This window comes from Sphaerochaeta sp. UBA5836 (genome assembly GCF_002432845.1).
Classification (GTDB): domain Bacteria; phylum Spirochaetota; class Spirochaetia; order Sphaerochaetales; family Sphaerochaetaceae; genus Sphaerochaeta.
The window spans coordinates 1-10,452 of record NZ_DJGW01000016.1; the positions used below are offsets into that span (position 1 = coordinate 1).

Annotated in this window: 8 protein-coding genes, 2 tRNA genes and 1 riboswitch; of the genes, 7 read left to right on the forward strand and 3 right to left on the reverse strand. The window is 53.1% G+C overall.

Features of this window, described 5'->3' with window-relative positions:
• Window positions 1-95 precede the first annotated feature (95 nt).
• The 4 genes from B3F49_RS01200 (at window position 96) to B3F49_RS01215 (ending at window position 3,082) form a co-directional block, all read left to right on the forward strand.
• Window positions 96-1,436 (forward strand): MATE family efflux transporter, encoded by a 1,341-nt coding sequence (locus B3F49_RS01200; protein ID WP_293908618.1) that lies wholly within the window; start codon window positions 96-98, stop codon window positions 1,434-1,436.
• 24 nt (window positions 1,437-1,460) lie between these two features.
• A complete protein-coding gene (locus B3F49_RS01205; protein ID WP_293908619.1) occupies window positions 1,461-2,825 on the forward strand; it encodes an ATP-binding protein in 1,365 nt (454 codons plus the stop codon).
• 80 nt (window positions 2,826-2,905) lie between these two features.
• Window positions 2,906-2,978 (forward strand) — tRNA-Lys (locus B3F49_RS01210).
• A gap of 32 nt (window positions 2,979-3,010) precedes the next feature.
• A tRNA-Glu gene (locus B3F49_RS01215) sits at window positions 3,011-3,082 on the forward strand.
• A 237-nt stretch (window positions 3,083-3,319) separates the two neighbouring features.
• On the opposite strand, the gene B3F49_RS01220 is transcribed toward B3F49_RS01215, so the two are convergent.
• Window positions 3,320-4,585, reverse strand: a complete 1,266-nt coding sequence (locus tag B3F49_RS01220) for a cation:proton antiporter (protein ID WP_293908620.1) — start codon at window positions 4,583-4,585, stop codon at window positions 3,320-3,322.
• A gap of 22 nt (window positions 4,586-4,607) precedes the next feature.
• Window positions 4,608-4,685: riboswitch (Fluoride riboswitch) on the reverse strand.
• 85 nt (window positions 4,686-4,770) lie between these two features.
• Between B3F49_RS01220 and B3F49_RS01225 the strand changes: the two genes are divergently transcribed.
• From B3F49_RS01225 to B3F49_RS01235, 3 genes are read left to right on the forward strand one after another with little or no spacing between them, the layout of a single operon-like run.
• Entirely contained in the window at window positions 4,771-5,835 is a 1,065-nt protein-coding gene (locus tag B3F49_RS01225; protein ID WP_293895350.1) for a M42 family metallopeptidase, read from the forward strand.
• 44 nt (window positions 5,836-5,879) lie between these two features.
• The gene (locus B3F49_RS01230) at window positions 5,880-7,250 is read left to right on the forward strand and encodes an aldehyde dehydrogenase (protein WP_293908621.1); all 1,371 of its coding nucleotides are present in this window, start codon (window positions 5,880-5,882) and stop codon (window positions 7,248-7,250) included.
• An 18-nt stretch (window positions 7,251-7,268) separates the two neighbouring features.
• Complete coding sequence (locus B3F49_RS01235) at window positions 7,269-8,171, forward strand: hypothetical protein (protein ID WP_293895344.1); 903 nt, start codon at window positions 7,269-7,271, stop codon at window positions 8,169-8,171.
• A gap of 23 nt (window positions 8,172-8,194) precedes the next feature.
• On the opposite strand, the gene B3F49_RS01240 is transcribed toward B3F49_RS01235, so the two are convergent.
• Together B3F49_RS01240 and B3F49_RS01245 are read right to left on the reverse strand one after the other, a co-directional pair.
• Window positions 8,195-9,667 carry an L-fucose/L-arabinose isomerase family protein gene (locus B3F49_RS01240; protein ID WP_293908622.1) on the reverse strand — a complete coding sequence of 491 codons (1,473 nt, stop codon included), beginning with the start codon at window positions 9,665-9,667 and terminating at the stop codon, window positions 8,195-8,197.
• A gap of 14 nt (window positions 9,668-9,681) precedes the next feature.
• A complete protein-coding gene (locus tag B3F49_RS01245) occupies window positions 9,682-10,380 on the reverse strand; it encodes an L-ribulose-5-phosphate 4-epimerase (protein WP_293908623.1) in 699 nt (232 codons plus the stop codon).
• Window positions 10,381-10,452: the final 72 nt, after the last annotated feature.

Here is a 10,452-nt window from a genome sequence, read left to right on the forward strand (position 1 = left end):
TTCAGGAAAAATCTGCGAAATCACAGAGGCTTTCACATGCTCCAGCTTGCCCAACTATGGATTCAGGGATAGGATGCATCGCAGGAGAACCGCCCATGGAACACGACATGAGCAGCGGGAAGCCCGCTCGCTTGTTATTTTTCTTTATGCTGCCGATTCTCGGCGGAAACCTGTTTCAACAGTTATATTCCATGGTCGATACCTTTGTAGTCGGGCGCTATGTTGGAGTCGAGGCCTTGGCTGCAGTAGGCGCCACCGGTTCGATGACCTTTCTCATCCTGGGCTTCGTTGTCGGCCTCACTGCAGGCTTCTCGGTGATCATCAGTCAAAAATTCGGGGCAAAGGACCCGCAGAGCATGCGCAAGGCTGTAGCAATGAGCGTGCTCAGCGCCTGCTTCCTCTCTCTTATTGTGTCGACTCTTGCCATACTGACAACCAGACCTCTGCTACAAATACTCAGAACCCCAGAGAACATCATCGATGACTCATATGCCTACCTCATTATTATCTATATCGGCATTGTGGCAACCATCTACTACAACCTGTTTGCAGCAATTCTCAGAGCGCTTGGAGACAGCCGCTCTCCTTTGTATTTCCTTTTGATAGCATCCGCACTGAACATAGCAGGAGACTTGGCTGCCGTCATCGGGTTGGGCATGGGAGTAAGAGGCGTGGCGGCAGCCACCGTCCTCAGCCAGACGATTTCCGCATTGCTGTGTCTTCTGTATATTTATAAAAAATATCCAAGCCTGCATCTCACCAGTCAGGACTGGAAGATCGATTGGCCTATGATCAGCAGATTGTTGAGGATAGGACTGCCCAGCGCCCTGCAGTTTTCAGTGTGTGCAATCGGGGTCATGATCGTGCAATCGGTGATAAACGAAAGCGGGAGCGACACGGTGGCCGCCTACTCGGTAGGAGTGAAAATCGAGCAATTGGTCACCCAGCCGTTGGTGACGCTCGGCCTGGCCATGGCCACCTTCAGTGCACAGAACCTTGGATCGGGTCGGCTCGACCGGGTGCAACAGGGAATCCGCAGCGCACTTCTTTTGTGCATCCTCTTCAGCGCCCTTGCATCGGGCTTGGTTTTCCTTTTCGGGAAACAACTCGCCCTCCTCTTCATTGAACCATCAGAACAGCAGGTGGTTGCACAAACGGTCCAGTACCTGCACATCATCTCCTACTTCTTCATTCCTCTGGGCCTGATCTTCGTCTTTCGCAATACCTGCCAAGGACTGGGTTCAGGCCTCATTCCCATGCTCTCATCCATCCAGGAGCTCATTTTCCGAGCACTGGTGGCGGTTACCCTTCCCCCGGTGCTCGGCTATGTCGGCATCTGCCTATCCAGCCCCATCGCATGGATTGCGGCGGCGCTGATTTTGGTGGTGGCCTACAAGCTCCAATACACCAGGCTTTCCCGTCTGCTGAAGCAGTAGAGGACAAAGTCTGCCTTAGCGTACATGCTAATCTATGGATACCAAAGTCATGGCTTTCAAGGCAGTCTCATTCCCATCGAACTGGTGAAAAGCACCCATGAGTTGACCATTCTCGGCTATTCAGATGCAAAGCAGCGTGAGTTGAAACTCCTGTTGCTATCGATTTTTCCCTCCCTGCCCAAGGCAACGGTACAGCTGAGGCCTCTCACCACTCTTCAGGAAATGGCCGCCCCGCTCGCCCTTGCACTTGTTGCCTATGAGAAACACCTGCTTGCACTCCAAGCACCGGCGGTACTTTGCTTTGGTTCGTTGGCCCTTGGAGGAGGGATCAGGCCGTCACCCTCGCTTCGCGACATTCCCACATTGTGTGAGCAGCATGGCGTGGGCTTGGTGCTGGTAGGTCGCAACAGCCTGCTTCCAGGGCAAACAGAAGGTCCACAATTCTGCGAATGCAGTACCCTGATGGAAGCGGGTTCCCAGCTTTGCAGGTATTCCCTCCAGCACCAAGGGGAACAGGTGCACCACGACAAATCCCCTGCAAGAGAGGATTCTCCTCTCAATCCGTTCGCCAATATCATCGGACTGAAGCAAGCTAAACAAGCCCTGATTTACGCAGCAGCGGGAAATCTGCCGCTTCTACTTTACGGTCCGCCCGGAACGGGAAAAACCCTGCTGTTGAGCCGTGTTGCCTCATTGCTGCCTCCGCTGGACAGCGAAGCACAACAACAAATTTCAGCTATGCATGGTCGACCTGTCGAGAAGAGACCGGTTTTTTCCATTCCTCTGGGTATGAGGCAGGCCGACTTGGCCAAAGGTGTCGTCCCTGAACTGTGCAAAGCACATGAAGGGGCTCTCATCGTAGACGAATTATCCCATCAGCGTCCCAATATCCGAACAACACTTGCCTCGGTGATGGATACCCACACCTTTGGAGGCTATCCGTTGCGTACCTTGGTGGTTTGTGCAACCAATGCCTGCAGCTGTGCAAATCTCGGCTCCCTTGAAGGAATCTGTCGCTGCAGTGAAATACAGATTGACAAATTCTGGTCAAAGCTCGGCCATCCCCTGCTTGACCGCTTCGCCATGGCACTGGCGCTGACAAGCGAGAACCTCTTGGTAAGCGAGGTTAATACGACCACCATCGATTACGAACGAATCGAATATGTACGCACCATGCAGATGAGTCGAAGCGAACAGGAGATTTTAAGTCTCCTGCCGTTATATACCAAGGTTTTTCGAGGGTCGCAGCAGAGTTTCAGACGTTCGTACCTCTGTTGCAAAGTAGCAAGAACCATAGCCGATTTTGAAGGAAAAGAGTCTGTGACACAAGCAATTATGGAAAAAGCCCAACAACTCTACCTGCTTCCCAAAGACCGCCATTATCATTAGAGTTTTCTTCTCTGTCCTTTTTTCCCATCAAGGTAGTTGACACCCTTTCTTGCTCTCTGCTATAGTCCTTAACGTTGCAGGGGCCGCTAGCTCAGTTGGTAGAGCAACGCCCTTTTAAGGCGTGGGTCACAGGTCCGAATCCTGTGCGGCTCATCTTGCCTCTGTTTTTTGGAACATGCAGTACTGTCTCCTTCGTCTAGTGGTTAGGACAACGGGTTTTCATCCCGTCAACAGGGGTTCAATTCCCCTAGGAGATGCTATAATGGGAGCCTGTAGCCGGATAGGTTCCCTTTTTTATTGTTCCGACACGTCTTGCTTGTTCTCGAACAGGAAGTGGAGCCTCACCCTTGACTTCTGCTAGAACACGGTATACAAAGAAGATACCGGATGGTTTATTGATAGCATCATATCTCCCAATCAGCTACCGGCCATCCGTGTATGTACCCTTCTTCCGGGCTGCAATCCAAGGCTGTTGTATCCACACCCGCAGCGCTTTAGGTTGCAGCTCCCTCGTTCAGGCTCTCCTTCACTGCAACCAGGCTGCTGAATGTAGGCCGTGGGTCAACAGTCAAAAAATGCCTGCCGGCCCAGTCCAGGGCAATCGCTCCCAAGGGTGCTGTCATGAGTATGCTCATCACCGCTACTGCCAAAATCACTTCACCGGCTCTTGTCGGCATGCCATGCAAGCTCATCGCTGCAAGCGGAGTGGAGCCGATGGCTGCCTGTACGGTTGCTTTCGGCAGGTAGGAAATAACAATGAACGCCTTCTCTTTTGCGGTGAAGCCACTTCCAAGTGTGCAAAGAAACGTTCCGATGCTTCGTCCGCAGAGTGCGATGAGAATCAGGAGAAATCCATGCAGGCCCACTTCCTTGGCAGCTGCCAAATCCACCTGGGAGCCCACCATGGCAAACAGCAGAATCTGGGCGAAAATCCAGATTTTCCCCAACTTTGCCGAAAGCTCATGGGCCATGTGCTCCCGCTTTTCCAGAATGATGAAACCGATGGCCATGACGGCAAGCAAGGCTGCAAAGGGGACATGTACGGCTTCAAGCACATCGCCCAGATGCACCAGGATGATGCAGATCATCAGCATGGCCAGGACCCGCTTGGTTGCGCGGGGATTATACCGCTCAAAAATGCGAATCAAAACAAGGCCGATCGCCAAGCCGACGCCTATCCCGAAAAGTATTGAAAGGGGTATCCCTGCAACCGTCCACACCAGGTTCACGGTATCGCCGACATACAGACCAAGCACAATGCTGAAAGCAACGATGACGGTAACATCATCCATGCTTGCACCGGCGAGCACGAGGGTGGGTATACCCTTCTGCGTACCACGCTTTTCCTGAATGAGATCGACCATCATCGGTACCACGACTGCGGGGGAAACTGCGCCAAGCACACAGCCCAGCAGGGCACTCTCCAATACAGAAAGGCCAAGCAGCTTGGGAGCGACGAGCATGACCGTAAGCGTCTCAAATAGAGCCGGCAGGAAAGAAAGGAGAATGGCCTGGAACCCTACTGTATGCAGGCTCTCCCGTGAAAGCTCCAATCCCGAGCGAAGCAGGATGACAATCAAGGCGATCATCCGCAAATCAGAGCCCACGGCAAGCAGGGAAGGATCCAGCAGGTTCAAAACAGCCGGTCCGAAAAGCACGCCCACCAAGAGCATGCCGATGAGTGAGGGAATACGTGCCTTGGACAGGATCCAATCCAAAACCAGACACAACAAAACCACGGCGGCAAGGCTGAATGCCATACAAACCTCCACAGAGAATGGATGTATCACAGGAGTTATCAGCAGCTTGCAAAGCCCTGCGGTTTTCGTTACGAAGGCGAACCCCATCGCCGTCTCAAATTCTAGAAAGTTGTTTCCCGACAGTCAAGGCGGGTGTACAAGAGTTTCAATCTATGGATAATTATCCAGCGTAAGAGGAGTGCGTAATGAGTCAACTTTCCAGAATACAGAGAATTTGTGATGCCAACGGCATCAGCGGCTTTGAGGATGAGGTAGTCCAGGCAATACGCGAAGAAGCGGGCGCATTCGGGCGGTTTGACGAGGATTGTCTGAGAAACCTCTACCTCCATAGAACCGGAAACCAGAAGGACAAACCAGTGGTTTTGCTGGATGCCCATACCGATGAGGTAGGCTTCATGGTCAAATGCATCAGAGCCGACGGCATGCTGGAATTCATCCCCATCGGCGGCTGGGTCCCTTCCAATGTTCCGGCCCACCTGGTCAGGGTGCAAACATCCACCGGGAAGACCATACCCGGCATCGTAGGTTCCAAACCCCCGCACTACCAGAGCGAAGCGGAGCGTAAGAGTGCACCCGACATTGCATCCATGTATATCGACATCGGGGCCTCCAGCATCGAGCAAGTCCTGAGCCTCGGCGTTGATGTTGCAAGCCCCGTCATCCCGGAAGCGACATGCATCCATCAAGAAAACACCAAGTTGTTATTCGGAAAAGCTTTCGATTGCAGACTGGGTTGCACCACCATCATCGATGTACTTGAGTCCTTGCACGGCAAGAGCCTTGCAGTCAATCTCGTTGCCGCCTTTGCCAGTCAGGAGGAAGTCGGTTGCAGGGGGGCCCAGCTGACCGCCCGGAAAATCAAGCCCGATGTTGCCATTTGCTTCGAAGGAAGCCCCGCCGACGACACCTTCCTGCCCGCCTACCAGCAACAGACAATCGTGGGCAAAGGTCCCATGCTCAGGTTCATCGATTCAAAAATGATAACCAATCCCCGCTTCCAAAAGTTTGCACTGGACATCGCCAAAAAGTTTGACATACCGGTGCAAAAAGGGGTTCGAAGCGGAGGGGCCACCAATGCATCCGCTCTTCATTTGTCGGAGCAAGGCATTCCCACCATTGTAATCGGCATCCCGGTACGCTATGCCCACACCCATTGGGGGGTGAGCAGCCTGGATGACGTACAGAACTCGGTCAGGCTGGCAGAGGCCGTGCTGAGGGAATTGAACGCACAAACCATCGCAACATTTTGACAAATCCATACTCTGGGTGTCATACTGGCTGAAGGGGGGGGAGCATGAATGAAATCGAGCTTTGCCTGAGCGAGATGCAGGCGTTTTTCCAAAACGGAAATACGCTGAGCATCGCTTGGAGAAAAGAACAACTCAAAAAATTGAAGGACGGCATCCGTTCATATGAAAAACAGATTCTCAATGCCTTGTATGAAGACTTGGGAAAAACTGACTTTGAGGGGTTCGCTTCCGAATTGGGCATCGTGTATACAGAACTGGACGAGCATCTGAAGCATCTGGATGCATGGGCGGCAAAACAACGAGTCAGATCCAGCCTGCTCTCCTTCCCCTCAAAATCCTACACCATTGCACAGCCGCTGGGCATTGTTTTGATCATGAGCCCGTGGAACTATCCGTTCCAACTTACCATCGTCCCTCTGATCAGTGCGATTGCAACCGGCAATTGTGTCATACTCAAACCCTCCAGGTACAGCAGTCATACAGCGCTTGTAATCGAGGAGATGCTTTCCAAACTCTTCTACAGCAACCATGTCGCCACCTTTCAAGGGGGGGCGGAGATGAATCAGGAGCTCTTGAAGCATCGATACGACCATATTTTTTTCACCGGCAGCCCGCAGGTTGGGAAATTGGTGATGGAAAGCGCTGCAAGGCATATAACCCCGGTCACCTTGGAGCTCGGAGGCAAGAGCCCGGTCATTGTCGCTTCTGATGCCGATATCGGTTTGGCTGCACGAAGAATCATATGGGGCAAGTGTCTGAACGCAGGGCAGACTTGTGTGGCTCCCGATTATGTCCTCGTCGACCGAAAAGTCTACAATGCACTGCTTGAACAGATGAAAATCGCCATCACAGCCATGTTCGGATCCGATCCTTTGCACTGCAGTGATTTGGGAAACATCATCAATGAGAAGCACTTTTCCCGCCTGATCGGACTCTTTGAGTATGGGACGCTCGCCTGGGGCGGACAGATCGATCCGAAAACTCGACGCATCGCCCCCACCATCATCACCGATCCCCGCCTGGATTCTCCCTTGATGCAGGAGGAGATTTTCGGCCCCATCCTTCCCTTGGTCGCCTACGACACGTTCGAGCAGGCGCTCGACTTTGTCCAGAAGCGCGAACATCCGCTCGCTCTGTACTGCTTCACAACCAACAAGGAGCATAAGAACCAGGTCCTCACCTCGCTGAGTTTCGGAGGCGGATGCATCAACGATGTAGTCATGCATCTTTCCAATACAGCCCTTCCCTTCGGAGGAGTGGGAAACAGCGGCATGGGAGCTTATCATGGCCGGGAAGGTTTCAAAACCTTCAGCCACACAAAAAGCATGCTTGAAAGCAAAACATGGCTTGAGGTGAAGCTGCGGTATGCCCCGTATCGCGGCAAGCTTTCTTTGATCAAACGACTCTTTTCCTAACGTACACAAGGAGGTTCTATGAAATTGAAGCGATGGGCGGTCCTGATTGCTCTCCTCTTGGCCTGCAGTCCGGCATTTTCAGCAATCACGGTGACGGAGGCGGATGCGCTCTACGACAGGGATGCTTTCAGCGAAGCAGAGCAGGAACTGCTCGCCCAGCTGGGCAGGGCTGCAAACGCCGAAGAGGAATCAGAGATCCTGTGGAGACTTGCCCGGGTCATGGTCTCCCTGGGAGACGACCTTGACAAAGAGGACAAGGCGGGACGTTTTTCCCTGTACGAAAAAGGCGAGACCTATGCTCTCTCGGCTATAGAGAAGCACCCCTCCCCCTTTGGCTACCTCTGGAAGGCATCCAACGTCGGTCGCTGGGGACAGACGAAGGGACCACTGAACGCATTGGGAAAAGCAAAAGGCATGCTCGAGGATCTTACGGTCATCGTAAACGACTTCAAAATCCTCGATTCGAGCGAGACATGGTATGTGCTCTCAAGCCTGTACGATGAATTGCCCGGTGGGGTGATCTCCTTCGGGAACAAGGAGTGGGCGATAAGCTACATGCGCATGGCAATGGACACCATTCCCTCCCATCTGCTGTATCCCGGACACTACAAGAAGCTTGCCGAGGAGTTGTACGCACGAAACTGGAGTGCTTCCAAACGAGCCAAGGAGCTTTCCAAAATGCAAAGGGATTGGCAGAAAGCCTCCACCAATCTGGAGAAATACCGCTATTACGAAGCCAAGGACGGAGGGGCGACCAAACCATTCTACTCATCGGTCAACCTGACGCAGATGAGCGACCGCCAAGAGGCGGTGATGGTGCTCTCCTACGTTCTGGAGAAGGCCAAGGTGTTCAAGCCGATCAGGGCAACCGACACCAAGGAACTCAAGGAAATTGAGACCTTGAGGAACTCCTGGATCTAGACGGCATCTACGTCCCTTCAAGCTCAATGCTTGAAGGGATTTTCATTGCTATAGAGGTGACCAGGTTTCTGGTTGTATGCAATATCCTCGATTCCAAGATATCGGAACACCTCAAACAAGGCTTTTCCTGCATGCCGGAAAGCAACTGCAGCATGGTGGGGATAGGCTTTGGCCAACAGCACATAGCGGTAGAACCGTGCCATCTCCTCAATCCCTATGATCCCGATACTGCCGAAACTGGAAGCGGGGACGTCGAGGACTTCACCTTCGGCTATATAGGCCTTCAGCTGCCCGCGGGCGTTGGATTGCAGTCGATAGATGGTTACCGGTCCGCTGATGAGATCGCCTTCCATGGTTCCCCTGGTAATATCCGGGTGCTTCAACTCCGGCTCCAGATCCCGTTTCATGATGAGCTGGTAGCCCATATGGGGATTCTTGAGCAGCGAGCAGGCTGTGTTCCCACAGTGAAATCCCATGAACAAATCGTCATTGCGATACGGGCGCTTGGTGCGGATGTGTTGTTCATATACCGGAGCGGGAACCGTGTTGTTGATATCCAGCAACGTCACAGGAAGGTCGGTGACGCACTGACCAATGTACTCGCTCAGCACCCCATAGATGTCGACTTCGCAGCTGACGGGGATGCCCTGCTCGCTCAGGCGGCTGTTGACATAGCAAGGGACGAACTTGAACTCGGTCTGGAAGGCAGGCCAGCACTTGTTGGCAAAGGCTGCATAGGAACGTTCCCCTTTGTGTTGTTCGGCCCAATCGAGCAGGGTCAGCTCATACTGGGCCAGCCGGTCAAGAATCCCGCTGTAGGGACTTGAGCCGATTTGGCTTTGCATCTCTTCCACCAATGAAGGGATCCTCGGATCGCCGGCATGCTTGTTGTAGGCAACCAGCAGGTCAAGTTCACTGTTCTCTTCAATCTCCACACCCAAGTCAAAAAGCCCTTGGATGGGGGCATTGCAGGCCAAAAAGTCCTGGGGCCTGGGTCCGAAGCTGATGATCTTCAGCTTTTTCAGCGAGAGCAGGGCACGGGCGACCGGGATGAATGATTCGATCATGGCGGCCACCTCACGGTCGCTGCCCACCGGGTATTCGGGAATGTAGGCGCGCAAGGAGCGAAGACTCAGGTTGTATGAGCAATTCAGCATGCCGCAATAGGCATCCCCCCTGCCGTCATGCAAATCCCCGTCGCCTTCAGCTGCAGCGACGTACATCACCGGACCGGGAAAATGCCTGGCAAGCAAGGTCTCAGGAGTTTCAGGCCCAAAGTTCCCGAGAAATACCACCAGGGCATTCACTGCATGGTCCTGGACATCCTTGAGAGCTCTAAGCATGTCAATTTCATTCTCTACAATGATCTGACACTCATACAGCTCCCCCTTGCAAGCCTGTTTCACCGCCTTGCGCCGTTTTTCGGACAATGAACGGGGAAAGCAGCTCCTGCTGACCGCAACCAATCCCAACCGTACCGTTTCCATGTTCTTCATCGCATGACTCCTATTTACCGATTCTGACCATAATAGGCATGAGCGCCGTGTTTTCTGAGGTAGTGCTTGTCAAGCAGATGCTGATCCATCGGTTTTTGATTTGCATCGGCGAGCAACATCGAGTGGTAGGCCATCATCGCCACCTCCTCGAGCACCACCGCGTACTCTACAGCCTTCAGTGCAGAGTCTGCCCAACAGAAGGGACCATGGCTTTGAACCAGAACGGCGGGAACGCTTTTGGGATCGATGCCGGCAAAGCGTTCAACGATCACCCTGCCCGTCTCCATTTCATACTCACCCTGGATCTCCTCGGCTGTCATGGCACGGGTGCAGGGGATTTCCCCGTAAAAATAGTCGGCGTGGGTTGTTCCCAAAGCCGGAATGCCCCGGCCGGCCTGGGCGAAGATGGTCGCCCACCTGCTATGGGTATGGACTACTGCGTTTACCGTCTCAAAGTGATTGAACAAGTATCGATGGGTCGGGGTGTCGCTGGAAGGATTGTACGATCCCTCCACTGGTCTGCCACTGGCCAGCTCAACGACCACCATGGAAGAGGGGGTAAGCTCATCGTAAGCTACACCTGACGGCTTGATCACCATGAATTCACGGTTTTCATCCACCTCGGAGACATTGCCCCAGGTAAATGTGATCAACTTATGTGTCTGCAGGAGCAAATTTGCTTCACAGACTCTCTCTTTCAACTCTTTCAACATACCTTACTCCTTGCGTACCAAAAGCAAGTGTGTGCCAAGCTTTGTAAGTTGTCAAGGCAAACCAGGCTCTCT